A 26028-nucleotide genomic window follows, 5' to 3' on the forward strand; every position below is an offset into this window, starting at 1 on the left:
CGGGAGCACCGCCGGGGGACCCTGCAGTGCCTCGGGACCCCGGGGGGTGGGCCGGTAGGCTGACGGCCGTGAACGACACCCCCTCCCAGGCCGGTGCCCCCGCTGCGGGCTCGGATCCGGCCGGCTCGGAACCCCTCGGCCCCAACGCGTGGCTGGTCGAGGAGATGTACGAGCAGTACCAGAACGATCCGTCCTCGGTCAGCGAGACCTGGCAGGACTTCTTCGGTGACTACAACCCGCCCGGTCGCCCCGCCGTCGCGGTGGCCGCCCCGCCCGCCCCTCCGGCCGCTCCTCCCGCTCCGGCTCCGGCTCCGGCTCCGGCTGCGCCAGCAGCGCCCCCCGCTCCTGCGCCTGCGGCACCGGCTGCACCCGCCGCTCCCGCTCCGGCCGCTCCTGCGGCACCGGCTCCCGCCGCGCCGTCGACCACCAACGGCTCGACCGCGCCGGCCGAGGAGCCCGGCGAACCGATCCGCGGCGTGGGCGCCCGGATCGTGGCCAACATGGAGGCCAGCCTCGAGGTGCCCACCGCGACGTCGTTCCGCGTGGTGCCGGCCAAGCTGCTCGAGGTCAACCGCAGCGTCATCAACGGCTACCTGGGCCGCACCCGGGGCGGCAAGGTCAGCTTCACGCACCTGATCGGCTTCGCCCTGGTCCGGGCCATCGCCGACCACGTGCCGGTGATGAACAACCACTTCGTCGAGGGCCCCGACGGCAAGCCGCGCCTGGTCCGCGAGCCGCACGTCGGCCTCGGCCTCGCCGTCGACATGGAGAAGTCCGACGGGTCCCGCTCGCTCGTGGTGCCGGTGATCAAGGACGCCGACACGATGGACTTCGCCGCCTTCAGCGCCGTCTACGACGAGCTGATCCGCAAGGCCAAGACCGGCAAGCTCGCCGTCGAGGACTTCCAGGGCGCGACCGTCACGCTCACCAACCCCGGCACGATCGGCACCGAGCGCTCGGTCCCGCGCCTGCTGCCGGGCCAGGGCGTGATCATCGGCGCCGGCGCGCTCGGCTACCCGACCGAGTACGCCGGGGCGGACCCCCGGACGATCGCCGACCTCGGCATCTCGAAGGTCCTGACGCTGAGCTCGACCTACGACCACCGGATCATCCAGGGCGCCGAGTCCGGGCTGCTGCTGAAGAAGGTCCACGAGCTGCTGCTCGGCGAGGACGGCTTCTACGACGACGTCTTCCGCTCGATCGGCGTGCCGTACGAGGCGGTGCGCTGGCGCCAGGACGTCGTCGGCGACGAGGGCCGCGAGGCCTCGCAGGTCGTCAAGCAGATGCAGGTGTCGACGCTCATCAACATGTACCGGATGCGCGGCCACCTGATCGCCGACCTCGACCCGCTCGCCGCCAAGCCGCCCGAGATGCACTCCGAGCTCGACCCGGCGACCTACGGGCTGACCATCTGGGACCTCGACCGGGAGTTCCTCACCGGTAGCGACAACGGCATCTACGCCCCGGTCGGCGGCGTGCCCCGCCAGAAGCTCGGCGACCTCCTCCACGTGCTGCGCGACGCGTACTGCCGGACGATCGGCATCGAGTACGGCCACATCCAGGAGCCGGCCGAGAAGCGCTGGATCCAGGAGCAGGTCGAGGGCCAGACCACCCGCCTCGACGTCGAGGACCAGCGCCACATCCTCGGCCGGTTGAACGCGGCCGAGGCGCTCGAGAAGTTCCTCGCCACGAAGTACCTCGGCCAGAAGCGGTTCGGGCTCGAGGGCGCGGAGTCGCTGATCCCGATCCTCGACGCGATCCTCGAGGAGGCCGCCGACCACGGCATGGACTCCGCAGTCATGGGCATGCCGCACCGCGGCCGGCTCAACGTGCTCGCCAACATCGTCGGCAAGTCGCTCGACCAGCTGTTCCGCGAGTTCGAGGGCTACGTCGACCCCGACTCCATCCAGGGCTCCGGCGACGTGAAGTACCACCTCGGCCAGGAGGGCGAGTTCGTCAGCCGCAACGGCGCCGAGCTCCCGATCCGGCTGGCGGCCAACCCGTCGCACCTCGAGGCGGTCGACCCGGTCGTCGAGGGCATGGCCCGGGCCCGCATGGACGAGATCCCGCACGACCGGACGCGGCGGTTCCCCGTCTTGCCGATCCTCATGCACGGCGACGCCGCGTTCGCCGGCCAGGGCGTGGTCGCCGAGACGCTCAACCTGAGCCTCATCAAGGGCTACCGGGTCGGCGGCACCATCCACGTGATCGTCAACAACCAGCTCGGCTTCACGACGCCGCCCGAGTCGGCGCGGAGCTCCGAGTACTCGACCGACATCGCCAAGGCGGTGCAGGCCCCGATCATCCACGTCAACGGCGACGACCCCGAGGCGTGCGTCCGGGTCGCCCGGCTGGCGTTCGCCTACCGGCAGCGGTTCCACAAGGACGTCGTGATCGACATGGTGTGCTACCGGCGCCACGGCCACAACGAGGGCGACGACCCGAGCTACACGCAGCCCCTGATGTACCGGAAGATCGACGGGCTGCGCAGCGTCCGCAAGCGCTACGTCGAGACGCTCGTCCGCCGCGGCGACCTCACGCTCGACGAGGCCGAGCAGGCGCTGGCCGACTTCCACGCCCGCATGCAGTCGGCGCTCGACGACACGCGCCAATCGGCACCGACCGAGGAGTTCGTCGCCGCCCCGCACCCGCCGAGCCCCGGCGTGCTGCCCCACGTGCAGACCGGCATCAGCCGCGCCGAGCTCGACCTCGTGTACGGCGCGCTGAGCTCGGTCCCCGAGGGCTTCACGGTCCACCCCAAGCTGGCCAAGCAGCTCGAGGCCCGCACGAAGCTGTTCCAGGACGGCGAGGTCGACTGGGCGCTCGCCGAGAGCCTCGCCTTCGGGTCGCTCCTCGTCGAGGGCACCTCGGTCCGGCTCGCGGGCCAGGACTCGCGGCGCGGCACCTTCTCGCAGCGCCACTCGACGCTGTTCGACTACGAGACCGGCGCCGAGTACGTGCCGCTCGCCCAGCTCGCGTCGCCGCCCGACACGATGCTGTGGATCTACGACTCGCTGCTCAGCGAGTACGCGGCGCTCGGCTTCGAGTACGGCTACTCCGTCGTGAGCCCCGACACGCTCGTCCTCTGGGAGGGGCAGTTCGGCGACTTCATGAACGGGGCCCAGATCATCATCGACCAGTTCATCGTCGCCGCCGAGGACAAGTGGGCCCAGACCTCGGGTCTGGTCATGCTGCTCCCGCACGGCTACGAGGGGCAGGGCCCCGAGCATTCGTCGGCTCGCCTCGAGCGGTTCCTCACGCTGTGCGCCGAGGACAACATCCAGGTGTGCCAGCCGACCACGGCGGCGCAGTACTTCCACCTGCTCCGACGCCAGATCCACCGCAGCGTGCGCAAGCCGCTCGTGGTCGCCACGCCGAAGTCGGGTCTGCGCGACAAGCGCTGGCGCTCACCGGTCGACGCCCTCATCCACGGCAGCTTCGAGGAGCTGATCGGCGACACGTCGCCGAACCTCGACGCCTCGAAGGTCCGTCGCCTCGTGCTCGCGTCCGGCAAGGTCGGCGTCGAGGCCCAGACCTGGCGCGACGAGGCCGGCGCGGACGTCGCGGTGGCCCGCGTCGAGCAGCTCTACCCGTGGCCGTTCGAGGCGGTCGCGAAGGAGCTGAGCCGCTACCCGAACTGCTCCGAGATCGTCTGGCTGCAGGAGGAGCCCGAGAACATGGGCTCGTGGAACACCGTCAAGGGCCGCCTCTACGAGGCCCACGGCGACACGATGGAGATCCGGCGCATCAGCCGGCCCGACGAGGCGTCGCCCGCGACCGGGAGCCACACCATCCACACCCAGGAGCAGAACATGATCCTGGCTGCGGCCTTCGCGCCGCTCGAGCGGCGCAGCCGCTCCGACTTCCACTGACCCGCTCGCCCCTTCACCGTTCTGTGATGCTCGATACGTCGCGATCGACGTATCGAGCATCACAGAGCGGGTGGTGCGGCGGCCGCGCCGGCTGACGCGGCGCGGACGCGACGGGATCAGAGCTCGAGGCCGAGCAGCGCGCCGAGCTCGTCGAGCGCGACGTCGGGGTCGACGACCTTGATCGTCGTCATGCCCATGGCCCGGGCCGGCTTGAGGTTCACGCCGAGATCGTCGAGGAACACCGCCTCGGCTGCCGTGGCGCCCAACCGCTCGAGTGCGATCTCGTAGAAGCGGGGCTCGGGCTTGCGCACGCCGACCTGCGAGGACTCGACCACGACGTCGAACAGCTCGAGCACCGGTCCGAAGCTGCCGCCGCTCGAACAGCTGGGATCGCCGGTGAGGAAGTTGTTGGTCAGCAGCGCCGTCGCGTAGCGCTCCTTGCAGCGTCGCAGCGCCTCGACCATGCGGGGGCGCAGCTCTCCCCGGAGGCAGGCCAGGACCTCGTTGCCGTCGACGACCTGGCCGAGCGCCCGGGCCTCCTCCTCGAAGGCGGCCGCGAACTCGTCGAGCGCGAGCTCGCTGCGCTCGAGGCGCGCCCAGGCGTTCGTGTCGGGATCGGTCGCGTTGACCGAGCGCAGGAAGCCCTCGGGCAGGCCGGCACGCCGCTCGTACGCGGCGAAGGCCTCGAAGGGGCTGGAGAGGATCACACCGCCGAAGTCGAACAGCACCGCTCGGATCACGACGCGCATCGTACGAGCAGATCGCACACATGCGCGGCGCACACACGTGGTCGGATACGACGGACGTGCTCGAGCTCCCAGCAGTCCGGAGACACACATGCGTCATGCACACATCACGTCTCGACGCACGATCGACGCGGTGCACCGATCGCGACGACGCGCACGAGATGCGCCGCTCCTGCCGCGTTTGCTGCTTCACTAAGCAACGACATGTCGAAGGCACACCTCGTCGTGGACGGGTCCAACATCGCGACAGAAGGGCGCACCGCGCCCTCGCTCGCGCAGCTCAACGAGGCCGTGACCGAGTTCGTCAAGGCGCACCCGTACGACAACGTCGTCGTGATCGTCGACGCGACGTTCCCCAACCGCATCGACGAGTCCGAGCGCGCCGAGTACGAGGAGGCGCTGATCGCGGGCGAGCTGCTCACGCCGCCCGCCGGCGCGGTCGGCCGCGGCGACGCGTTCGTGCTGCAGATCGCGGACCGCACGGGCGCGACCATCCTGTCGAACGACTCGTTCCAGGAGTTCCACGCCACCTACGCCTGGCTCTTCGACGACGACCGGCTCTGGGGCGGCAAGCCGGTGCCCGGCGTCGGCTGGGTCTTCGTGCCGCGGGTGCCGGTGAAGGGCGCCGTCAGCCGGCGCTCGTTCCGTGAGGCGAAGAAGAAGACCGACACCGCGGCGAAGCCGGCGGCCGGCACCGCAGCGAAGCGGTCGCGCAGCCGGTCCGAGCCGAAGGCCGAGTCGGGCGGCGGGCGCCGCGGGCGTCGCAGCTCCTCCACCGAGGACGCGCCGGCCGCCCAGCCGAAGGCCGAGTCGGGCGGCGGGCGCCGCAAGCGCCGCAGCTCCTCCACCGAGGCCGCGCCGGCTCCCGCCACCGCCCCCGCCGCCGCGGCGGCCCGCAAGCGCCCGGCGGGAGAACCGATCAACACGCCGCCCGTGTTCCTCGGCTTCGTCACGGCCCACCAGATCGGCTCCACCGTCGAGGCCACGATCGTCGAGTTCTCCTCCCACGGCGCCTACGCCGAGGTCGAGGGAGCTCGTTGCTACATCCCTCTGAAGTCGATGGGCGACCCCCCGCCGCGCAGCGCCCGCGAGGTGCTGACCATGGGAGAGGTTCGCCCCTTCACCGTGCAGGGCTTCGACACCCCACGTCGGGGCATCGACCTTGCACTACCCGGAACCGACTCCGTCGGCGCCGGGTCGTCCGAGCCATCGGCGAAGCGGTCGCGCAGGCGTCGCAGCGGGACCGAGGGTGCGGACACCCAACAACCCATCCTCTCCGAGGACACCGCCGAGGAGGCACCAGTGGCAGTGAAGAAGAAGGCTCCGGCCAAGAAGAAGGCACCCGCCAAGAAGGCGCCTGCGAAGAAGAAGGCACCGGCGAAGAAGGCCCCGGCCAAGAAGAAGGCACCCGCCAAGAAGGCGCCTGCGAAGAAGAAGGCACCGGCGAAGAAGGCCCCGGCGAAGCGCAAGGCGTCCGCCAAGAAGGCCCCGGCCAAGCGCAAGGCTCCCGCCAAGAAGAAGGCGACCGCCAAGAAGGCCCCGGCCAAGCGCAAGGCTCCCGCCAAGCGCAAGGCGCCCGCCAAGAAGGCCGCTGCCCGCCGCTGAGGCCGGCGACCGCCGAACGACGTGACCGCACGGCCCGGGCGACCGGGCCGTGCGGCGCGTCCGGGCCCGGGTCGCCCGCGCCCGCGTTCGGACCGGTGGGGTGCCGCCGGTACGATCCGCCCCCATGGGCGCCCAGTTCATCTTCACCATGCGACGCGTCGGCAAGTACGTGCCGCCGGACCGCGACGTCCTGAAGGACATCTCGCTGTCCTTCTACCCGGGCGCCAAGATCGGCGTGATCGGCGCCAACGGGTCGGGCAAGTCGTCGCTGCTCAGGATCATGGCGGGGGTCGACGACGACTACACCGGCGAGGCCCAGCTCACGCAGGGGTTCTCGGTCGGCCTGCTGGAGCAGGAGCCGCAGCTCGACCCGGCCAAGGACGTGAGCGGCAACGTGCTCGACGGCGCGGCCGACGTGGCCGGCCTCCTCGCCTCGTACGAGGCGCTCATGGCCAGGTGGAGCGAACCCGACGTCGACTACGAGAAGCTCGGCAACCAGCAGGCCGAGCTCGAGGCGCAGATCGAGGCCGCGGGCGGCTGGGACCTCCAGCGCACGATCGACATCGCGATGGACGCCCTGCGGCTGCCACCCGGCGACGCCGACGTCACGACGCTGTCGGGCGGCGAGCGCCGTCGCGTAGCGCTCTGCCGGCTGCTGCTGTCGAAGCCCGACCTGCTCCTCCTCGACGAGCCGACCAACCACCTCGACGCCGAGTCGGTGGCGTGGCTCGAGCGGTTCCTGCAGGACTACGAGGGCACCGTCGTCGCCATCACCCACGACCGCTACTTCCTCGACAACGTGGCCCGCTGGATCCTCGAGCTCGACCACGGCAAGGGGCACCCCTTCGAGGGCAACTACTCGGGCTGGCTCGAGCAGAAGCAGGAGCGGCTCGGCCAGCAGGAGAAGCAGAACGAGGCGCGGCGGCGCACGCTCGAGCGGGAGCTCGACTGGGTCCGCATGGCGCCCAAGGCCCGGCAGGCCAAGTCCAAGGCCCGCCTCTCCGCCTACGAGGAGCTGCAGAAGGAGGCCGAGGAGGCGCGTGACACCTCGTCCAAGCTGGAGATCTCGATCCCGCCGGGCCCGCGGCTCGGCGACCAGGTCATCGTCGCCGACGGGCTCCGCAAGGGCTACGGGGACCGGCTGCTCGTCGAGGACCTCAGCTTCTCGCTCCCCCGCGCCGGCATCGTCGGCGTCATCGGCCCCAACGGCGCAGGCAAGACCACGCTGTTCCGGATGATCGTCGAGGCCTCCGAGGCCACCGGCGACGCCGACCTGCAGCCCGATGCCGGCACGCTGACGATCGGCTCGACCGTCGACCTCGCCCACGTCGACCAGTCCCGCGACTCGCTCGACGACTCGCGGACGGTCTACGAGGAGATCACCGACGGCCAGGACGTGCTCGTCGTCGGCAACCGCGAGGTCAACGGGCGGGCGTACTGCGCCAGCTTCAACTTCAAGGGCTCCGACCAGCAGAAGCCGGTCGGCACGCTCTCGGGCGGCGAGCGCAACCGCGTCCACCTGGCCAAGCTGCTGCGACGGGGCGGCAACGTGCTGCTGCTCGACGAGCCCACCAACGACCTCGACGTCGACACGCTGCGGGCGCTCGAGGAGGCCCTCGACAGCTTCCCCGGGTGCGCGGTGGTCATCTCGCACGACCGCTGGTTCCTCGACCGCATCGCCACCCACATCCTGGCGTTCGAGGGCGACTCGCAGGTCCGCTGGTTCGAGGGCAACTTCAGCGAGTACGAGGAGTTCCGCAAGAAGGAGCTCGGCGCCGATGCCGCGCAGCCCCACCGGATCAAGTACAAGCCGCTGACCCGGTAGGCCGGACCGTGGACCCGAAGATCGTCAGGCGGCTGGTGCTGGTCGTCTTCGTCGGCGGCATCGCCGGGATGATCGTCGGATCGATCGCGGACAACAACGGCATCGCGATCACCTTCGGGCTCGTGACCGCGGTGGCCGCCATCTGCCTCATGCTCGTCACGTCGGTGACGTCCCGGGACCAGGGCGTCACCTTCGACGAGGGCCGGGCCGAGGAGATGGAGTCCCGCATCCAGGACCTCGTCGCCGGCGGGGCGGACGAGGACCGGGTCCGCTCGCTCGTGCGGGACGCGGTGCTGCTCGGCCGGAGCGCCCGGCCCGTGCCGCCGGGGCGCGTCGACCCAACATCCTGATCCCGACCGAGGGCCCGGTAAATGGGTCCCCCGGCCCATCTGCGCCCTTCGCCTGGGCCGTTCGGCCCTACCTGCGGTCAGCGCTCAGGCGCCGCTCGCGGGGGCCCGATACCTCTGGTCATGGCAGCCTCCACCAGCACCACCGCGACGGCCGCACGACCGTCGGCACGGAAGACCGCGCCACGGACCAGCAGGGCCGTGCTCCGCGACGTCGAGCCCGGGAGCACCGTCGAGTGCGCCCACTGCGGCGAGCGCGTGAAGTTCCAGGCCAAGGTCCGCAACCGACAGGTGATCTGCAACGTCTACGTGAAGGGCGTGTGGGACCGCGTGGAGCACTTCCACGCCGACTGCTACGAGCTGGCCGGTGAGCCCCACGGCGCCGTGGACACCACCCCGGTCGTCCGCAACCGGGCCCGCGCCGCCGAGCCCAAGTCGGCCTGACGCCGTCGCCGGTCCCTCCCCCCGCCCGGCGCGGGGACCGACCGGTCCCGCTGGCCGGTCAGCCGCCGGCGAGGCGCTGCAGCACCAGCGCCGCCTGAGCCGCCGGATCGCCGTCGGACGGCCGCAGGACGAGCTCGGGTGCGGCCGGCGCCTCGTACGGGTCGTCGATGCCGGTCATGCCGGTGAGCTCGCCCGCACGGGCCTTCGCGTAGAGCCCCTTGGGGTCGCGCGACTCGCAGAGCTCGAGCGGCGTGTCGACGTGGACCTCCACGAAGCGGAGGCCGGCATCGGACACCCGCCGTCGCACCCGGTCCCGGTCGGCCCGGTACGGCGAGACCAGCGGCACGACCGCGACCACCCCCGCATCGGCGAACAGGGCTGCCACCTCGCCGACGCGGCGGACGTTCTCGCCCCGGTCGGCCGCCGAGAAGCCGAGGTCCCCGTTGAGGCCGTGACGGAGGTTGTCCCCGTCGAGCAGGTAGGCGGCCCGGCCGGCCCCGACGAGCGACCGCTCGACCTCGACCGCCACCGTGGACTTCCCAGAGCCCGACAGCCCGGTGAACCACACCACCGCGCCCTCGCCGCCGGTGACCGTCGACCGCTCGGCCCGCGACACCGCGCCCTCGTGCCAGACGACCCCCGGCGTGATCCGGTCGCCGTCGGCGACCGCGCCGCTGCCGTCGGCCACGTCAGGCCCCGGAGAGGATCATGCCCGCACCGACGGTGTTGTCGGTCGCCTCGTCGATGAGGATGAACGACCCGGTCTCGCGGTTGCGCCGGTACTCGTCGACGAACAGGGGCTGGGTCACTCGCATCGTCACGCGGCCGATCTCGTTGAGGTCGAGCCGGTCGGCCTCCTCGTCTCGGTGCAGGGTGTTGATGTCGAGCCGGTACTGCAGGTCCTTGACCATGGCGCGGGCCGAGCGGGTCGTGTGCTTGATCGCGAGCTTCGTGCGCGGCGTCAGGGTGGCCGTCTCGGACATCCAGCACACCATCGCGTCGACGTCCTGCGCGACGTTCGGCCGGTTGTTGGCGCGGCAGATCATGTCGCCGCGGGACACGTCGATGTCGTCGGTGAGGCGGATCGTGACCGACATCGGCGGGTAGGCCTCGTCGACCGGCCCGTCGAACGTGTCGATCGCCGCGATCCGCGACGGCAGCCCCGACGGCAGGACGACGACCTCGTCACCGGGCTTGAACACGCCACCTGCGATCTGGCCGGCGTAGCCCCGGTAGTCGTGGAACTCGTCGCTCTGCGGCCGGATCACGTACTGGACGGGGAAGCGGGCGTCGATCAGGTTGCGGTCCGAGGCGATGTGCACGCTCTCCAGGTGGTGCAGCAGCGAGGAGCCCTCGTACCACCCCATGTTCGGCGAGCGCTGGACCACGTTGTCGCCGTTCAGCGCCGAGATCGGGATGAAGGTCAGGTCGCCGATGTCGAGCTTCATCGCGAACTGGCGGAACTCCTCGACGATCTCGTCGAAGCGGGACTGCTCGTAGTCGACGAGGTCCATCTTGTTGACCGCGACCACCAGGTGCGGGATGCGCAGCAGCGATGCGAGGAAGGCGTGGCGCCGGGACTGCTCGAGCAGGCCCTTGCGGGCGTCGACCAACACGACGGCCAGGTCGGCGGTCGAGGCGCCGGTCACCATGTTCCGCGTGTACTGGATGTGCCCGGGGGTGTCGGCGATGATGAACTTCCGCTTCGGCGTGGCGAAGTAGCGGTAGGCCACGTCGATCGTGATGCCCTGCTCCCGCTCGGCGCGGAGCCCGTCGGTGAGCAGCGCGAGGTTGGGGGCGGCGAGTCCCATCCGCTCCGACGCGTCGGCGACGGCGTCGAGCTGGTCCTCGAAGATCGACTTGGCGTCGTAGAGCAGGCGGCCGATCAGCGTCGACTTGCCGTCGTCGACCGAGCCGGCGGTGGCGAAGCGCAGCAGCTCCATCAGAAGTACCCCTCCCGCTTCCGGTCCTCGGTCGCGTGGGTCGGACCGCGACGCTCGTCGTACACGGCCTCCATCAGAAGTACCCCTCCCGCTTCCGGTCCTCCATGGCCGCCTCGGAGGCGCGGTCGTCGGCGCGGGTGGCGCCCCGCTCGGTGATCCGGGTCGCGGAGACCTCCTCGATCACCGCGGCGACGTCCGTGGCCGACGACTCGACCGCACCGGTGCACGAGGCGTCGCCGACCGTGCGGTAGCGGACCGTGCGGACCTCGGGCTCCTCACCGTCCATCACCGTCACGAACGGCGTGACCGCCAGCCACATGCCGTCGCGCTGGAACACCTCGCGCTCGTGGGCGTAGTAGATCGACGGCACCTCGATGCCCTCGGCCTCGATGTACTGCCAGATGTCGAGCTCGGTCCAGTTGCTGAGTGGGAACACGCGGATGTGCTCGCCGCGGCGGTGGCGGCCGTTGTAGAGGCCCCAGAGCTCGGGCCGCTGGTTCTTGGGGTCCCACTGCCCGAACTCGTCGCGGAACGAGTACACCCGCTCCTTGGCCCGGGCCCGCTCCTCGTCGCGGCGGGCGCCGCCGAACGCGGCGTCGAAGCCGTGCTCCTCGATCGCGTCGAGCAGGGTCACGGTCTGCAGCTGGTTGCGGCTGGCCCGCGGACCGGTCTCCTCGACCACCCGACCGGCGTCGATCGAGTCCTGGACCGACGCGACCACGAGCTTCACCCCGAGCTCGGCCACCCGCCGGTCGCGGAAGTCGTAGACCTCGTCGAAGTTGTGGCCCGTGTCGACGTGCATGACGGGGAACGGGATCTTCGCCGGCCAGAAGGCCTTCTCGGCCAGCCGCAGCATGACGATCGAGTCCTTGCCGCCGCTGAAGAGCAGGACGGGCCGCTCGAACTCGGCGGCGACCTCCCGGATGATGTGGATGGACTCGGCCTCCAGCGCCTGGAGGTTGGTGAGCTCGTAGGTGATCACGCTGTCGTCGCCTGGTCGGTGCTCGTGGCGTCCCGGTCGGCCGCTGCGGTGGGCAGCGCGGACGGGGGCGGGTGCTGCGGACGGAACCCGGGAAGCGTACCGACCGAATCCCGACCGCTCCAGTCGGGATTCGGCCCGGCACCCGACCGGCGGGATGCCGACTCGCGGGATGCCGACCGGTGGGAGGGCAGGGCGCCCCGGCGGCCGCCCACGGGACCGGGGCGCAGGCGGGTGGCCGTCCGACCGCCGGGTAGGGTGCGCGCCCGTGGCGACCGACGACGACCACCGACTGGCACGCGAGCTCGCCGGCGCCGCCGGGGCGCTCCTGCTGGCGCTGCGCGACGAGATGGTCGCCGACGGGGTGACGGGCCGCGAGCTCGGCGCCCGGGGCGACGCCGCGGCCCACGAGATGCTCGTGGGGCGGCTGGCCGAGGCCCGCCCCGACGACGCCGTGCTGAGCGAGGAGTCGACCGAGGCCGAGCACGGCGACCTCTCCCGGCTCGACGCCGCCCGCGTCTGGATCATCGACCCGCTCGACGGCACGCGCGAGTACGGCGAGGAGCGCAGCGACTGGGCGGTGCACGTGGCGCTCGTCGAGGACGAGGTGCCGACGGCGGGCGCGGTCGCGCTCCCCGGACTGGACCTGGTGCTGGCGACCGACGATCCGCCCCGGCTCCGCCCGGCACCTGCGGTGCCCCGGGTCGTCGTGAGCCGCACGCGGCCGCCGGCCGAGGCCGAGGCGGTCGCCGCCGCGCTCGGCGCCGAGCTCGTGCCGATGGGCTCGGCGGGCGCCAAGGCGATGGCGATCGTCCGGGGCGAGGCCGAGGTGTACCCGCACTCCGGCGGCCAGTACGAGTGGGACAGCTGCGCGCCGGTGGCGGTCGCCCTCGCCGCCGGGCTCCACTGCACGAGGCTGGACGGGTCGCCCCTCCGCTACAACCAGGCGGACGTCTCGCTGCCCGACCTGCTGATCTGCCGGCCCGAGCTGGCCGATGCCGCACTGCGAGCCGCGGCCGGCGCCTGAGGGCGACGGCGACTGGAGCACCATGACCGACACCGCCGTCTCCCCCGACACCGAGCGCTACACGTTCACGGACCACGGGCCGTGGGTGGTCGACCCCGACGCGCTGTCGTGGTCGAAGGGCCTGTCGGTGATGCGCCTGACGATCCGCCGCCAGGTCCCGGTCCTCACCGGACGGCGCCGGCTGCCGCCGCCCGTGCGGCTCGCCGAGGTCACCGCCCGCCTCGGCTCGGCCGTCGGCGGCTGGGCGATCCGCGACCGCCGCGCCGGCGGCAGCACCTCGCGCGCCGGGCTGTCGCGGCGGCTCCGGGTCGCGGCCGAGCACCTCGGCCCGACCTACATCAAGCTCGGCCAGATCATCTCGAGCGGCGAGGGCCTCTTCCCTCCCGAGCTCGTCGAGGAGTTCCGCAAGTGCCGGGACCAGGTCCGGGCCGAGCCGTTCGACGTCGTTCGCCGCGTGGTCGAGGAGGACCTCGGCCGGACGCTCGAGGAGGTCTTCTCCTCGTTCGACCCCGAGCCGCTCGCCGCCGCGTCGATCGCGCAGGTGCACGTCGCCCGCCTCGCCACCGGCGAGGACGTCGTGGTGAAGGTCCAGCGCCCGACGATCCGTCAGCAGGTGCAGTCCGACCTCAAGGTCATGTCGTGGCTGGCGCCGTTCCTCGTCGGGCGGATCCCCGTCGCGGCGCTGGCCAACCCGCCCGCGCTCGTCGAGCTGTTCGCCGAGACGATCCTCGAGGAGCTCGACTTCCGGCTCGAGGCCGAGAACATGCTGGACGTCGCCGACGTCTTCGCCCAGCTCGGCCAGCGCGGCTGGATCATCGCCCGCCCGCACCCCGAGCTGGTCACCCGCCGGGTGCTGGTGATGGAGCGGCTCCACGGTTTCGCGTTCGAGGACCTCGAGTCCATGCAGGCCGCCGGCGTCGACACGCACGAGATCATCCGCATCGGCATGAAGGGCTTCACCGAGGGGTGCATCGTGCACGGCATCTTCCACGGCGACCTCCACGCCGGGAACCTGTTCGTCACCCCCGACGGGCGCATCGCCCTGCTCGACTTCGGCATCACCGCCCGGATGACGCCGCTGCAGCGGTCGGCGTTCCTGCGGATGATGCTGTACGGCGCCATGGGCGACATCCCCGGGCAGGTGACGGCGTTCCGCGACCTCGGCGCGCTGCCCGCCGACACCGACATCGACGAGGTGATCCGGGAGCTCGGGCTCGACAAGGCGCCGGTGGACCCGACGACCCTCGACCAGGAGGAGCTCGTCGGCGAGATCCAGCGCATCATCAAGGCGCTGATGGGCATGGGCGCCCGGCTGCCGAAGATCCTCATGCTCTACGTCAAGAACCTCGTGTTCCTCGACGGGGCGATCGCCGTGCTGGCCCCCGACCTCGACCTCGTCGCCGAGGTGGCGTCGCTGTCGACCGGGCTGGCGGCCACGCACGGCGAGCGGTTCGCATCCGAGCTCGGCGTGTCGGCCGAGGGCTTCGCCGTCGACGAGTCGGCGATCCGGGCCAGCTTCGGGATCGTCGACGACTCGACCGAGGCCGTCACCTACAGCGAGCTGCGCCGGCGCCGCGAGACGATCCGCAAGCGCCTCGACAGGCGCTGAACGGGCCCGCACCCAGCCCCTCGACCCGTTCTGTGATGCCCAACACGTCGATATCGACGTATCGAGCATCACAGAACGGTCGGAAGGGGGTCGCAGCGGCGTCCTGAGGGACGTGTCGGACGGCATGCCGGGGTGGTTCGGGGACGAGGGGTCCCGTCGGGCAGACTGGTGGGTCCCCCGAAACCGGAAGTGCCATGACCTCCACCGCCACCCAGACCGACGCGGGCACCGGCGCACTGCCCGTCCCGGGCATCCGCAACGTCGCGATCATCGCCCACGTCGACCACGGCAAGACCACGCTCGTCGACGCCATGCTCCAGCAGTCGGGCGCGTTCCGCGAGGGGGCCGAGACGGTCGACCGGGTCATGGACTCCATGGATCTCGAGCGCGAGAAGGGCATCACCATCCTCGCCAAGAACACCGCCGTCCGCTGGACCGGCGACGGCCGTGACGAGGTCAAGATCAACATCGTGGACACCCCGGGCCACGCGGACTTCGGCGGCGAGGTCGAGCGGGCGCTCACGATGGTCGACGGCGTCGTGCTGCTCGTCGACGCGTCCGAGGGTCCGCTCCCCCAGACCCGCTTCGTGCTCCGCAAGGCGCTCGCCCTCGACCTGCCGGTGATCCTGGCCGTCAACAAGGTCGACCGTCCCGACGCCCGGATCGACGAGGTCGTCAGCGAGGTCGAGGAGCTGTTCCTCGACCTCGACGCCGACGTGCACCAGCTCGACTTCCCGATCGTCTACTGCAACGCCCGCGCCGGGCGTGCGTCGACGACCAAGCCCGACTCCCCCGACGACCTCGACGCCGACCTGACGCCGCTCTTCGAGCTGCTCGTCGACCACCTCCCCGCGCCGACCCACGACCCCGAGCACCCGCTGCAGGCGTGGGTCACCAACCTGGACGCCAGCCAGTTCGTCGGCCGGCTCGCCATGTGCCGGATCCTCAACGGCACGATCCGCAAGGGCCAGCAGGTGGCCTGGTGCCGGGCCGACGGCTCGGTCGAGCGGGCCAAGATCGCGGTCCTCTACGTGACCGAGACCCACGAGCGGGTCGAGGCGGACTCGGCCGGCCCGGGCGAGATCATCGCCGTCGCCGGGCTCGAGGACGTCACGACCGGCGAGACGCTGTCGGACCCCGAGGACCCGCGGCCCATGCCGGTCATCACCGTCGACGAGCCGAGCCTGGCCATGACGATCGGCGTGAACACGTCGCCGATGGCGGGCCTGGACGGCGACAAGATGACCGCCCGCCTGCTCAAGGGGCGCCTCGACTCGGAGCTCGTGGGCAACGTGAGCCTGCGCGTGCTGCCGACCGAGCGGCCCGACACGTGGGAGGTCCACGCCCGCGGCGAGCTGCAGCTCGCCGTGCTCGTCGAGACCATGCGGCGCGAGGGCTTCGAGCTCACGGTCGGCAAGCCCCAGGTCGTCACCCGGGAGATCGACGGCACGCTGCACGAGCCGGTCGAGGCCGTCACCATCGACGTGCCCGAGGAGTTCCTGGGAGCGGTCACGCAGCTGCTGGCCTCTCGCAAGGGCCAGATGACCGACATCGTGAACCACGGCACCGGCTGGGTCCGCATGGAGCAGCGGGTCCCGGCCCGCGGCCTGCTCGGGTTCCGCACCGAGTTCCTGACCGAGACGCGCGGCACCGGCATGCTCCACCAGGTGTTCGACGGCTGGGCGCCGTGGTTCGGCGAGATCCGCTCCCGTGACCGGGGCTCGGTGGTCGCCGACCGCCGCGGCCCGGTGACGGCGTACGCCATCGTCGCCATCCAGGAGCGCGCCACCCTCTTCGTCGCCCCCGGCGACGAGGTCTACGAGGGCATGGTCGTCGGCGAGAACTCCCGTGGCGAGGACATGGACGTCAACATCTGCCGGGAGAAGAAGCAGACGAACATGCGGGCCGCCGGCTCCGACAACACCGAGCGGCTGACGCCGCCGAAGGTGCTGTCGCTGGAGCAGGCGCTCGAGTTCCTGGCCGAGGACGAGTGCGTCGAGGTCACCCCGTCGGGCATCCGCCTCCGCAAGCTGCTGCTCGACGCCGGCGACCGCGCCCGCGCCACCAAGGCGCTCAAGCACGCCCGCACCTGACCCGCCCCTCCCACCCCGTTTCTGACGCCAAAAGGGTGGGCTGCACGACGCACGATCGACATGAGAATCCCGGGAGCCGGATTCTCGTGACGTCCATGCGTCACCGGCGCCGCTCTGTGGCGTCAGAACCCGGAGCGGTCCTGCAAACTTGAGTGGTTTGGTCGGGATTTCCGTCGTAGGTTGGTGACGTGACCACCACCGCCCCCTCCCCGACCAGCTCCGGCGCCGGCCGGACCGGGCTGTTCTCGTTCCCGAACCCGGTCAACGACGTCGCGGCCCGCACGGTCGCGACCGGGGTCGTGGTCATGGCCCTGGCCGTGGCGGTCCTCGGGTGGGGTTGGGTGCTGGTCCCGCTCACCTACGGCTTCGTCGCCCGGGTGCTCACCGGCCCCACGCTGAGCCCGCTCGGCACGTTCGCGACCCGGGTGGTCGCGTCCCGCCTGCCGCAGCACGCCAAGTACGTGCCCGGCCCGCCCAAGCGCTTCGCCCAGGCGATCGGCGTGGTGTTCTCGGTCACCAGCTCGGTGCTGTGGCTGGCGGGCGCCACCGGGGCGTCACGGATCGTCGTGGCGCTGCTGGCCGGCGCGGCCTTCCTCGAGGCGGCGTTCGGGTTCTGCCTCGGCTGCCGGATCTTCGCCGTGCTGATGCGGGCGGGCGTGATCCCCGAGTCCGTCTGCGAGGAGTGCAACGACCTCTCGCTGCGGATCCCGGGCCTCGCCGCCGGCTCGTCCGAGCGCTGAGCGCCGCCCCGCCGGCCGACCGGCGCCGGAGCGCGATCGGGTTCCGGGGCGGCTTGTAGGGTCCGGGCCGTGCGCCTGGTCATCGCCCGCTGCTCGGTCGACTACGACGGACGTCTCACCGCCCATCTGCCGGAGGCCGTCCGCCTCGTCATGGTGAAGGCGGACGGCTGCGTCGCCATCCACGCCGACGGCGGCGCGTACAAGCCGCTCAACTGGATGAACGCGCCGAACGTGGTCGTCGAGGACGAGGACCACTGGACGGTGACCAACCCGAAGGGCGAGCGGCTCACGATCCACCTCCACGAGGTCCTGTCCGACACCGCCCACGACCTCGGCGTCGACCCCGGCCTGCAGAAGGACGGCGTGGAGGCCCACCTCCAGGAGCTCCTCGCCGCGGATCCGACCGTGATCCTCGAGGACCTCACGCTGGTGCGGCGCGAGTTCCCCACCGACATCGGTCCGGTCGACCTGCTGTGCCGCGACGCCGACGGCGTGGCCGTCGCCGTCGAGGTGAAGCGCCGGGGCGAGATCGACGGCGTCGAGCAGCTGGTCCGCTACCTCGAGCGCATGGACCGCGACCCCGACCTCCGAGGCGTGCGCGGCGTCTTCGTCGCCCAGGTCGTGAAGCCCCAGGCCAAGGTGCTGGCCGAGGCCCGGGGCATCGTGTGCGTCGAGGTCGACTACGACGTGCTCCGCGGCGCGCGCGAGGCCGACCTCACCCTGTTCTGAACCGCCCGGTCCGGGCGGCGCTCAGGCGTCGAAGGTGACGGCGCCGCTGTCGAGCACGACGCGGTCGCCCGACGCCAGCGTCCGGAAGACGGCCTCACCGTCGCCGGTCCGCCACACCTGCACGGTCAGCTCCTCGCCGGGCATCACCGGCGACGAGAAGCGGCCCTCCATCGTGCGGAAGCGGGCCGGGTCCGAGCCGCACAGCTCGTGCAGCAGCGCCCGCCCGGTGAACCCGTAGGTGCAGAGGCCGTGCAGGATCGGCCGGTCGAAGCCGGCCAGCGCCGCGAACGAGGGATCCGAGTGCAGCGGGTTGCGGTCACCCGACAGCCGGTACACGAGCGCCTGCTCAGGGCGGGTCGGCGTGGTCACCACGGCGTCGGGCTCGCGGTCGGGCGCCTCGTTGCGCGGGCCCGACGGACCCCGGTCGCCGCCCCAGCCGCCCTCACCGCGGATGAAGGCGCTCATCACGACCTCGAACAGCGGATCGGTGTCGCCGACGAGCGTCGACGTGCTGGTGATCTCGACGACCGCGCCCTTGCCCTTGTCCCAGATGGCGGTGATCTCTGCGACGGTCGACACCCTCCCCTCGACCGGCAGCTCCCGGTGCAGGACGATCCGCTCCTCGCCGTGGACGAGCATCGCCGGGTTGAACGAGCCGATCGCCGCGAACGCGCCGCCGATGTTCGGCAGCGTGACGACCATCGTCGGCAGAATGCGCTGCTCGACGTCGATCGAGTTCTCGCTGAAGAACGGGCGCTCGGCCTCGCTCAAGGGGTCCTGGCCCGCGCCGACGCCGACCGCGTAGAGCAGGCCGTCCTTGCTCTTCCACGACGACTCGGTCGGCTCGCCGCGCGTGCCCACTGCGTCCGGGTTGATCGGCATCTCGCTGTTCTCCTCGTTCGTCGATCTCGTGCCCACGGAGCTCGTGGGCTGGTCACACCTGTCGGTCCTTGCCCTCCATGTCAGCGGGCGGCCGGGCGCGCGACAGCAGGTCGTCGACGACCGGGCCGATGGCGGCCGGGTCCTCGACGGGGTCGGCCGCCGGGCCCCGGTGCCAGCCCTCGGCCACCGCCAGGACCCGGCCCGACGCCTCGAACACCCGGCCGGTGACGTGGGACGACTCCTCGGACGCCAGCCAGGTGACGACGGGGGCGATCCACCGGGGGTCCATCGCCTCGCGCTGCTCCTCGGTGCGCTCGGGGCCGAGGCCCTCGGTGAGCCTGGTCAGCGCGACCGGGGCGATCGCGTTCACCGTGGCGCCGTAGCGGGCGAGCTCCATCGAGGCGATGAACGTGAACGACGCGATCCCCGCCTTGGCCGCGCCGTAGTTCGTCTGGCCGACGTTGCCGTAGATGCCCGACACCGACGTCGTGTTGATCACCCGGGCGACCGGCCGATCGCGCTCGCCGGCCTCGGCCGCCTTCGTCTGCTCGCGCCAGTGGTTCGCGGCGTGGTGCGTCGGGGCGAACGTCCCCTTCAGGTGCACGCGGACGACGTCGTCCCACTCGGCCTCGGTCATGTTGACGAGCATGCGGTCGCGGAGGATGCCGGCGTTGTTCACCAGGCAGTGCAGGTCGCCGAACGTGTCGACGGCCGTGCGGACCAGCCGCTCCGCGCCGTCGAAGCTGGCGACGTCGTCGCCGTTGGCGACCGCCTCGCCGCCGGCGGCCCGGATCTCCTCCACCACCTCGGTCGCAGGGCCCGACGTGGGGTTGCCGGTGCCGTCCATCTCGCCGCCCAGGTCGTTGACGACGACGCACGCGCCCTCCGACGCCAGGGTCAGCGCGTACGCGCGCCCGATGCCACGACCAGCTCCGGTCACGACGCAGACGCGCCCTTCGCAGATGCCCATGCTCGCTTCCCCCTGGTGGTTCGTCCCGGTCCCCCGGGCCGTCGGGACCGCGCCACCGACCGGGGGATCCTGAGAACGGACCCCGCGAGGTGCCGCGAACGGGCGACGGCCGTGTGCGACCCTAGTGCGGTGTCACGCCCCCGGAAGGTGCTCGTCGGCGTCATCGCCGCGCCGCTGATCGTCATCGCGCTCGTCGCGTCGGCGTGGGCCGTGGACGCCGCGGTGCTGAACCGGGACGCCGTGGTGCGCAACGTCGAGCTGGCCGGCGAGCCGGTCGGCGGCATGACGAAGGCGCAGCTCACCACGGCCGTCGAGGCCATGGCCGAGGACTTCCCCTCGACCGAGGTCACGATCGACGCCGGCGACGTCCACCTCACGAGCACCGCCGGCGAGCTCGGGATGTCCATCGACGTCGACCGCTCGGTCGCCCGGGCCTGGGACGTCGGCCGCGACGACCCGCTCCCGACCCGACCCGTGCGCTGGCTCGGCTCGGTGATGTCGCCCCGCACCGTCGACGCCGCGGTGACCCTCGACGGCGCCGCGCTCACGCAGCAGCTCGCCGCGCTCGAGGGCGACAAGCGCTCCGATCCCGTCGAGCCGTCGATGACGGCCAACGAGGAGGGCGTGGCGCTCGTGCCCGGCAAGGACGGCATCGAGCTGACGACGAACTCGGTCGCGGCCGCCCTGCCCTCGGGCGTGTCCGACCTCGGCGCCCCCATCGCGATCGACGTGCAGCGGGCGGTCACCAAGCCGAAGATGACCGACCAGTCGGTGCAGGCGCTCGTCGACAAGGCGAACCAGGTCACCACCGGCAAGGTCGAGCTCAGCGCCGCCGGCAAGGCCTTCGAGATCGAGGGCAAGGACTTCCGGCCCGCCTTCGCCGTCGTCGTCGGCGGCACGCCCGAGGCCCCGACGCCGCAGCTCACGATGAACGCCGACTCGGTCGCCAAGCTGCTGGCCGCCAACATGCCCGCCGGGTCCGGCAATCCGACGGGCGTGCGCTTCGCGATCCAGGGCGGCGTCCCGGTGCCCCAGCCCGGCCAGGACGCCCAGGTCTGCTGCGGCCCCGAGGCCCCGCAGAAGATCGTCGACGCCCTGCTCGCCGGCACCACGAAGATCGACCTGCCGACCCGGACCATGACGGCCGCCGAGGGCGTCGAGTGGGCCAAGGGCCTCGGCGTGAAGCAGGTCGTCGGCGAGTTCACGACGCGGCACCCCGCCGGCCAGCCCCGCGTCAAGAACATCCACACGATCTCCGACGCCACCCGCGGCGTGCTGATCGCCCCCGGCGACACGTTCTCGGTGAACCAGTTCATCGGCAAGCGCACGCCCGAGAAGGGCTACGTCCAGGCCCCGGTGATCGAGAACGGCGAGCACACCGAGGACTACGGCGGCGGCATCAGCCAGTACGCCACGACGCTGTTCAACGCCGCCTTCTTCGCCGGCCTCGACATCCCGGCCTACAAGGCGCACTCGGAGTACATCAGCCGCTACCCGTTCGGCCGCGAGGCGACGCTCGCCTACCCGAGCGTCGACCTGAAGATCAAGAACAACACGCCCTACGGCGTGGTCATCTGGCCGACCTACACCGACTCGTCGATCACGGTGCAGCTGTGGTCGACGCAGTTCGCGCGCGGCGAGCAGACGGCGCAGAACCCGAAGAGCGGCTGCGGCAAGATCACGACGCAGCGCACCCGGACGTTCGTGGACGGCCACACCGACCAGCAGAACTTCTCCGCCAGCTACCGCTGCATCTGACGGTCGGTCGACGCGCCCGGCGACCGGCGCACCGCACGGGTCCGGACGCACGGCGACCGGACGGCCGACGCCCCACCGGCTCTAGTCTGGGCCGGTGGACGACGACCCGACCGAGGCCCCGATCCGGTACCACGACCGGATGAGCGACGAGGACGCGCTCATGTGGTCGATCGAGAAGGACCCCATGCTGCGGTCCACGATCACGACGGTGATCCTCCTCGAGCGCCCGATCGACCGCGAGACGCTGCGGCGCACGTTCGAGCGGCTGACGCGCGTGGTCCCCCGGCTGCGGCAGCGGGTGCGGTCCAACCTCATGTCGCTGGCGCCGCCGCGCTGGGAGATCGACCCGAACTTCGACCTCGACTACCACCTGCGCGCGGCAAGGGTGCCCGGGGAGGGCACGCTGCGCGACCTGCTGCGGATGACCCAGCCGATCGCGGTGCAGGGCTTCGATCGGGCCCGGCCGCAGTGGGAGTGCACGGCGGTCGACGGCCTGGCGGACGGTCGCGACGCCCTCATCCTGAAGTTCCACCACGCCATGACCGACGGCGTCGGCGGCGTCCGGCTGATGCTCGAGCTCTTCGACCTGACGCCCGACGCGCCCGAGCGGGCCATGCCGCCCGCTCCCCCGGTCCACGTCCTCAACCAGACCGAGCGCTTCACCGACGCGCTCGCTCACCAGGCCCGGACCCAGGTCGGCCTGCTGCGCGAGCTGTCGGGCGCCGGGATCCACACGTTGACGAGCGCCGTCGCCGACCCGGTCGGCACGTTCGCCAACGGCGCCGAGCTGGCGGCGTCGGCCGCACGGGTGCTCCGGCCGTCGCCGGCGCCGATGTCGCCGATCATGTCGGGCCGCTCGCTGTCGAGCCACCTCGAGGCGCTGAGCCTCCCGCTCGACCTGGCCAAGAAGGCCGGCAAGCGCGTCGGAGGCTCGCTCAACGACACGTACGTCACCGGCCTCGTCCGGGGCCTGCAGCTGTACCACGGGCGTCACGGGGCGTCGCTCCAGGACCTGCGGATGGGCATGCCGATCAACGTCCGCAGCGGCGAGATGACCGACACGGCCGGCAACGCGTTCGTCCCCGCCCGCTTCGAGATCCCGGTCCACGCCCAGGACGTCATCGAGCTCATGCGGACGATCCGCCGCCGCATGATGTCGGCGCGCGACGAGCCCGCGAACCAGCTCGTCGAGCCCGTGGCCAACCTGCTCAACCGGTTGCCCACCACCGTCGTCACCCAGGTGTTCGGCTCGATGATGAAGGGCCTCGACTTCCAGGCGTCGAACGTGCCCGGCTCGCCCGTGCCGGTGTACCTCCGCGGCATCCCGGTCGAGGCGGTCATCCCCTTCGGTCCGCTGGCCGGCGCCGCCTGCAACGTCACGCTGCTCAGCTACCAGAACGACCTCAACATCGGCCTCAACATCGACCCCGCCGCGGTCCCCGACCCCGAGTCGTTCATCGAGTGCGTCCGCCTGGGCTATGACGAGGTGCTCGACCTGGCGTGAGGTAGGCCGGTCGGGTCCGGTGCCGCCGAGGTGCCGCAGGACCGCCGCAGCACGCACCGAACGAGGAGAGCACGAACGTGGAACACCGCTACCTGGGTCGATCGGGTCTGAAGGTCAGTGCCATCTCCTACGGGAACTGGATCACGCACGGCTCCCAGGTCGACGACGACACGGCCATCGCCGCCGTCCACGAGGCGCTCGACCAGGGCATCACCACGTTCGACACCGCCGACGTGTACGCCGGCACCCGCGCCGAGGCCGTGATGGGCACCGCCCTGGCCGGCCAGCGCCGCGAGGGCCTCGAGATCTGCACGAAGGTGTACTGGCCGACCGGGTCGGGCCCCAACGACCGCGGCCTGTCGCGCAAGCACATCCAGGAGAGCTGCGACGCGTCGCTCCGCCGGCTCCAGACCGACCACATCGACCTCTACCAGGCCCACCGCTACGACCACGAGACGCCGCTCGAGGAGACGATGGTCGCCTTCGCCGACCTCGTGCGCAGCGGCAAGGTCCTCTACATCGGCGTGTCGGAGTGGGACGCCGAGCAGATCACCGCCGGCGCCGAGCTCGCCCGCGAGCTCCGGATCCCGTTCATCTCCAACCAGCCCCAGTACTCCCTGCTGTGGCGCGTGATCGAGGCCGAGGTGATCCCGGCCAGCGTGGCGGCCGGCGTCGGCCAGATCGTCTGGTCGCCGATCGCGCAGGGCGTCCTCACCGGCAAGTACCTGCCGGGCCAGCCGGTGCCCGAGGGCTCGCGCGCCACCGACGACCAGGGCGGCGCCGACTTCGTCCGCCGCTTCCTGCGCGACGACGTGCTCGAGGCGGTGCAGAAGATGGTGCCGCTGGTCCGCGACGCCGGCCTGACGATGGCCCAGTACGCGGTCGCCTGGGTGCTGCGGAACCCCGACGTCGGCTCCGCGATCGTCGGCGCCTCGCGTCCCGAGCAGCTGACCGAGAACGTGGTCGCCGCCGACCTCACCCTCGACGACGACCTCGTCGCGGCCGTCGACGCGGTGCTGGAGCCGGTGCTGGAGCGGGACCCGTCGAAGACCGTCTCCCCGCCGACGCGCCCCTGACGGGGGTGCCGGCCGGCGGCGCAGGGCCGGCGCTCAGAAGACGCCGGGCCGGCGCGTGACCGGCGGCTGCGCCGACCAGGCGAAGTCGATCCACCGATCGGTCCGCCGCCAGACGTAGTCGGGTCGGATCACCGACCGCGACTTCTCGTAGACCACCAGCGTCCGGACCTCGGCCACGGTGTCGGCGACCATGTCGCGCACGAGCTGCAGCGTCTCGCCGGTGTCGGCCACGTCGTCGGCCACGAGCACCTTCGTGTCGGCGAGGTGCACGAGCTCGAGCACCGGGGGCAGGACGACCGGCACGTCCCGTCGCTGCTCGACGTCGGTGTAGAACTCGACGTTCATCGTGGCGACGTTCTTCATGCCGAGCGCGTAGGCCAGGGCCCCGCCGATGAGCAGGCCGCCCCGGGCGATCGACAGGATCCAGTCGGGCTCCCAGCCGCTGTCGTCGACCTGGTGGGCGAGGTCGCGGATCGCGGTGCCGAACAGCTCGTAGGTGAGCGCCTCGCGCTCCTCGATCGGCTCCGCGGTGGTCACGGCCGCAGATCGTAGGCGGGGCGCACCGCCCGCCGTTCCAGCCGGAGCGGTCCGACCGCGTAGCCTTCGGGCGTGGACACCCTCGACGTCGCCGTCGTCGGCGCCGGACCCGCGGGGACGGCGGCCGCCATCACCCTCGCCCGGGCCGGCATCGACGTCACCGTCTTCGACAAGGCCACGTTCCCGCGGGACAAGACCTGCGGCGACGGCCTGACCACCCTGGCCCTTCGCCAGCTCGAGGACCTCGGCCTCGACCCGTCGGTCGTCGACTCGTGGATCGACGTCCACGAGTGCTGGGTGACGGGCCCGTCGGGCCACGCCATCCGGCTCCCGATGCCGGGGGCCGACCAGGGCCGGTTCGCCGCGGTGGCCACCCGCCTCGACCTCGACGCCGCGCTGGTGGACCTGGCCCGCAAGGAGGGTGTGACGGTGCTCGACGGCACCGGCGTGCTCGACGCGGCCGAGGACGACGACGGCGTCGTCCTGCGGGTGTCGGCCGACCCCGCCGACGGGACCGGCGCCGTCGGGTCCGGCGGTGCCGGGCGCGAGCTGCGCGCCCGGTGGGTCGTCGCCGCCGACGGCATGTGGTCGCCCGTGCGGCGGGCCCTCGGCCTGGCCGAGCCGGGCTACCGCGGCGACTGGCACGCCTTCCGCCAGTACGTCCGCGACGTCGGGGACCGGGCCGCGAGCGAGCTCCACGTGCGGTTCGAGGCGGACCTCCTGCCCGGCTACTTCTGGTCGTTCCCGCTCGAGGGGCGACGGGCGAACATCGGCTTCGGCATCCAGCGCGGGGGCAAGGTCCCCGTCGGCGACATGGGCCCCCTGTGGGAGGAGCTCCTGCGGCGGCCGGCGATCCGTGACCTGCTCGGACCCGACGCGACGCCCGAGGCGCCGCACCGGGCCTGGCCGATCCCGGCCCGCGTCGACTCGTCGGTGAAGGCCACGCGGCGGACGCTGTTCGTCGGCGACGCCGTCGGCGCGTGCGATGTGATGACGGGCGAGGGCATCGGCCAGGCCCTCCTGACCGGCGTCAGGGCCGGCGAGTGCATCCGCGACCGGGCTGCGCTCGGCGACGCCGCCGACCGCTACGCCGCGGCGGTCGAGGACGAGCTGCTCGCCGACCACCGCATGTCGGCCCTGCTGGTGCGGGCGCTGCAGCACCGGAAGGGCGCCCGTGCGGCGATCCGGGTCGCCGGCGCCACGCCCTGGACGCGGCGCCACTTCGCCCGCTGGCTGTTCGAGGACTCGCCCCGCGGGCTGCCGTTCACGCCCTCGCGCTGGCGCCGGGGCGTCCTGAGCGGCCCCGGCGCCTACCGCGACGCCGGCTGAGCGCCACCGCGGC

Annotated in this window: 21 protein-coding genes; 14 read left to right on the forward strand and 7 right to left on the reverse strand. The window is 72.0% G+C overall.

Features of this window, described 5'->3' with window-relative positions; translation table 11 throughout:
• Positions 1–68: 68 nt before the first annotated feature.
• Complete coding sequence (locus tag LH044_RS05150) at positions 69–3872, forward strand: multifunctional oxoglutarate decarboxylase/oxoglutarate dehydrogenase thiamine pyrophosphate-binding subunit/dihydrolipoyllysine-residue succinyltransferase subunit (RefSeq protein WP_227758726.1); 3804 nt, start codon at positions 69–71, stop codon at positions 3870–3872.
• Positions 3873–3988: 116 nt separating this feature from the next.
• Here the strand turns inward: LH044_RS05150 and LH044_RS05155 are convergent, their stop codons facing one another.
• A complete protein-coding gene (locus tag LH044_RS05155; RefSeq protein ID WP_374210545.1) occupies positions 3989–4621 on the reverse strand; it encodes an HAD-IA family hydrolase in 633 nt (210 codons plus the stop codon).
• Positions 4622–4822: 201 nt separating this feature from the next.
• Between LH044_RS05155 and LH044_RS05160 the strand changes: the two genes are divergently transcribed.
• The 4 genes from LH044_RS05160 to LH044_RS05175 all read left to right on the forward strand — a co-directional run bounded on the left by LH044_RS05160 (position 4823) and on the right by LH044_RS05175 (position 8839).
• On the forward strand, positions 4823–6223 hold the full coding sequence (locus LH044_RS05160) for an NYN domain-containing protein (RefSeq protein WP_227758728.1): 1401 nt from the start codon (positions 4823–4825) through the stop codon (positions 6221–6223).
• Positions 6224–6347: 124 nt separating this feature from the next.
• Positions 6348–8048 (forward strand): energy-dependent translational throttle protein EttA, encoded by a 1701-nt coding sequence (ettA, locus tag LH044_RS05165; protein ID WP_227758729.1) that lies wholly within the window; start codon positions 6348–6350, stop codon positions 8046–8048.
• A gap of 8 nt (positions 8049–8056) precedes the next feature.
• A complete protein-coding gene (locus tag LH044_RS05170) occupies positions 8057–8398 on the forward strand; it encodes a hypothetical protein (protein ID WP_227758730.1) in 342 nt (113 codons plus the stop codon).
• A 198-nt stretch (positions 8399–8596) separates the two neighbouring features.
• Complete coding sequence (locus LH044_RS05175) at positions 8597–8839, forward strand: hypothetical protein (protein WP_227758731.1); 243 nt, start codon at positions 8597–8599, stop codon at positions 8837–8839.
• A gap of 58 nt (positions 8840–8897) precedes the next feature.
• Here the strand turns inward: LH044_RS05175 and cysC are convergent, their stop codons facing one another.
• The 3 genes from cysC to cysD form a co-directional block, all read right to left on the reverse strand.
• Positions 8898–9527 carry an adenylyl-sulfate kinase gene (cysC, locus tag LH044_RS05180; RefSeq protein ID WP_227758732.1) on the reverse strand — a complete coding sequence of 210 codons (630 nt, stop codon included), beginning with the start codon at positions 9525–9527 and terminating at the stop codon, positions 8898–8900.
• A 1-nt stretch (position 9528) separates the two neighbouring features.
• Positions 9529–10782, reverse strand: a complete 1254-nt coding sequence (cysN, locus tag LH044_RS05185) for a sulfate adenylyltransferase subunit CysN (RefSeq protein WP_227758733.1) — start codon at positions 10780–10782, stop codon at positions 9529–9531.
• A 73-nt stretch (positions 10783–10855) separates the two neighbouring features.
• On the reverse strand, positions 10856–11764 hold the full coding sequence (gene cysD / locus LH044_RS05190; protein WP_227758734.1) for a sulfate adenylyltransferase subunit CysD: 909 nt from the start codon (positions 11762–11764) through the stop codon (positions 10856–10858).
• Between the two features lie 265 nt (positions 11765–12029).
• Between cysD and LH044_RS05195 the strand changes: the two genes are divergently transcribed.
• From LH044_RS05195 to nucS, 5 genes are all read left to right on the forward strand, one after another.
• Positions 12030–12788 (forward strand): 3'(2'),5'-bisphosphate nucleotidase CysQ, encoded by a 759-nt coding sequence (locus tag LH044_RS05195; protein ID WP_227758735.1) that lies wholly within the window; start codon positions 12030–12032, stop codon positions 12786–12788.
• 22 nt (positions 12789–12810) lie between these two features.
• Positions 12811–14397, forward strand: coding sequence for an ABC1 kinase family protein (locus LH044_RS05200; protein ID WP_227758736.1), 1587 nt, complete (start codon positions 12811–12813; stop codon positions 14395–14397).
• A gap of 194 nt (positions 14398–14591) precedes the next feature.
• The gene (typA, locus tag LH044_RS05205) at positions 14592–16490 is read left to right on the forward strand and encodes a translational GTPase TypA (protein ID WP_227758737.1); all 1899 of its coding nucleotides are present in this window, start codon (positions 14592–14594) and stop codon (positions 16488–16490) included.
• A gap of 188 nt (positions 16491–16678) precedes the next feature.
• Positions 16679–17230 carry a DUF4395 domain-containing protein gene (locus tag LH044_RS05210; protein ID WP_227758738.1) on the forward strand — a complete coding sequence of 184 codons (552 nt, stop codon included), beginning with the start codon at positions 16679–16681 and terminating at the stop codon, positions 17228–17230.
• Positions 17231–17299: 69 nt separating this feature from the next.
• Entirely contained in the window at positions 17300–17959 is a 660-nt protein-coding gene (gene nucS, locus LH044_RS05215; protein ID WP_227758739.1) for an endonuclease NucS, read from the forward strand.
• A 21-nt stretch (positions 17960–17980) separates the two neighbouring features.
• Here nucS and LH044_RS05220 read toward each other — a convergent pair whose 3' ends face one another.
• Positions 17981–18841, reverse strand: a complete 861-nt coding sequence (locus LH044_RS05220; protein WP_227758740.1) for a MaoC family dehydratase — start codon at positions 18839–18841, stop codon at positions 17981–17983.
• A 52-nt stretch (positions 18842–18893) separates the two neighbouring features.
• Entirely contained in the window at positions 18894–19811 is a 918-nt protein-coding gene (locus LH044_RS05225) for an SDR family oxidoreductase (RefSeq protein WP_227758741.1), read from the reverse strand.
• Positions 19812–19940: 129 nt separating this feature from the next.
• Here LH044_RS05225 and LH044_RS05230 point away from each other — a divergent pair, with 129 nt between their 5' ends.
• The 3 genes from LH044_RS05230 to LH044_RS05240 all read left to right on the forward strand — a co-directional run bounded on the left by LH044_RS05230 (position 19941) and on the right by LH044_RS05240 (position 24149).
• Positions 19941–21569: a VanW family protein gene (locus LH044_RS05230; protein ID WP_227758742.1), complete on the forward strand. Its 1629-nt coding sequence runs from the start codon at positions 19941–19943 to the stop codon at positions 21567–21569.
• 94 nt (positions 21570–21663) lie between these two features.
• The gene (locus tag LH044_RS05235) at positions 21664–23073 is read left to right on the forward strand and encodes a wax ester/triacylglycerol synthase domain-containing protein (protein ID WP_227758743.1); all 1410 of its coding nucleotides are present in this window, start codon (positions 21664–21666) and stop codon (positions 23071–23073) included.
• 77 nt (positions 23074–23150) lie between these two features.
• The gene (locus LH044_RS05240) at positions 23151–24149 is read left to right on the forward strand and encodes an aldo/keto reductase family protein (protein ID WP_227758744.1); all 999 of its coding nucleotides are present in this window, start codon (positions 23151–23153) and stop codon (positions 24147–24149) included.
• A 33-nt stretch (positions 24150–24182) separates the two neighbouring features.
• Here the strand turns inward: LH044_RS05240 and LH044_RS05245 are convergent, their stop codons facing one another.
• Positions 24183–24686, reverse strand: a complete 504-nt coding sequence (locus LH044_RS05245; protein WP_227758745.1) for a phosphoribosyltransferase — start codon at positions 24684–24686, stop codon at positions 24183–24185.
• 72 nt (positions 24687–24758) lie between these two features.
• On the opposite strand from LH044_RS05245, the gene LH044_RS05250 reads away from it, so the two are divergent.
• Positions 24759–26015: an NAD(P)/FAD-dependent oxidoreductase gene (locus LH044_RS05250; protein ID WP_227758746.1), complete on the forward strand. Its 1257-nt coding sequence runs from the start codon at positions 24759–24761 to the stop codon at positions 26013–26015.
• Positions 26016–26028 lie beyond the last annotated feature (13 nt).

This window comes from Dermatobacter hominis (assembly GCF_020715685.1).
Lineage (GTDB): Bacteria > Actinomycetota > Acidimicrobiia > Acidimicrobiales > Microtrichaceae > Dermatobacter > Dermatobacter hominis.

Bases quoted from the DNA above. Each gene is read 5' to 3' on its own strand.
- LH044_RS05220 (WP_227758740.1), bottom strand. From the start codon at position 18,841: ATGCCGATCAACCCGGACGCAGTGGGCACGCGCGGCGAGCCGACCGAG.
- LH044_RS05155 (WP_374210545.1), bottom strand. From the start codon at position 4,621: ATGCGCGTCGTGATCCGAGCGGTGCTGTTCGACTTCGGCGGTGTGATC.
- LH044_RS05160 (WP_227758728.1), top strand. From the start codon at position 4,823: ATGTCGAAGGCACACCTCGTCGTGGACGGGTCCAACATCGCGACAGAA.
- typA (WP_227758737.1), top strand. From the start codon at position 14,592: ATGACCTCCACCGCCACCCAGACCGACGCGGGCACCGGCGCACTGCCC.
- ettA (WP_227758729.1), top strand. From the start codon at position 6,348: ATGGGCGCCCAGTTCATCTTCACCATGCGACGCGTCGGCAAGTACGTG.
- cysN (WP_227758733.1), bottom strand. From the start codon at position 10,782: ATGGAGCTGCTGCGCTTCGCCACCGCCGGCTCGGTCGACGACGGCAAG.
- LH044_RS05200 (WP_227758736.1), top strand. From the start codon at position 12,811: ATGACCGACACCGCCGTCTCCCCCGACACCGAGCGCTACACGTTCACG.
- LH044_RS05225 (WP_227758741.1), bottom strand. From the start codon at position 19,811: ATGGGCATCTGCGAAGGGCGCGTCTGCGTCGTGACCGGAGCTGGTCGT.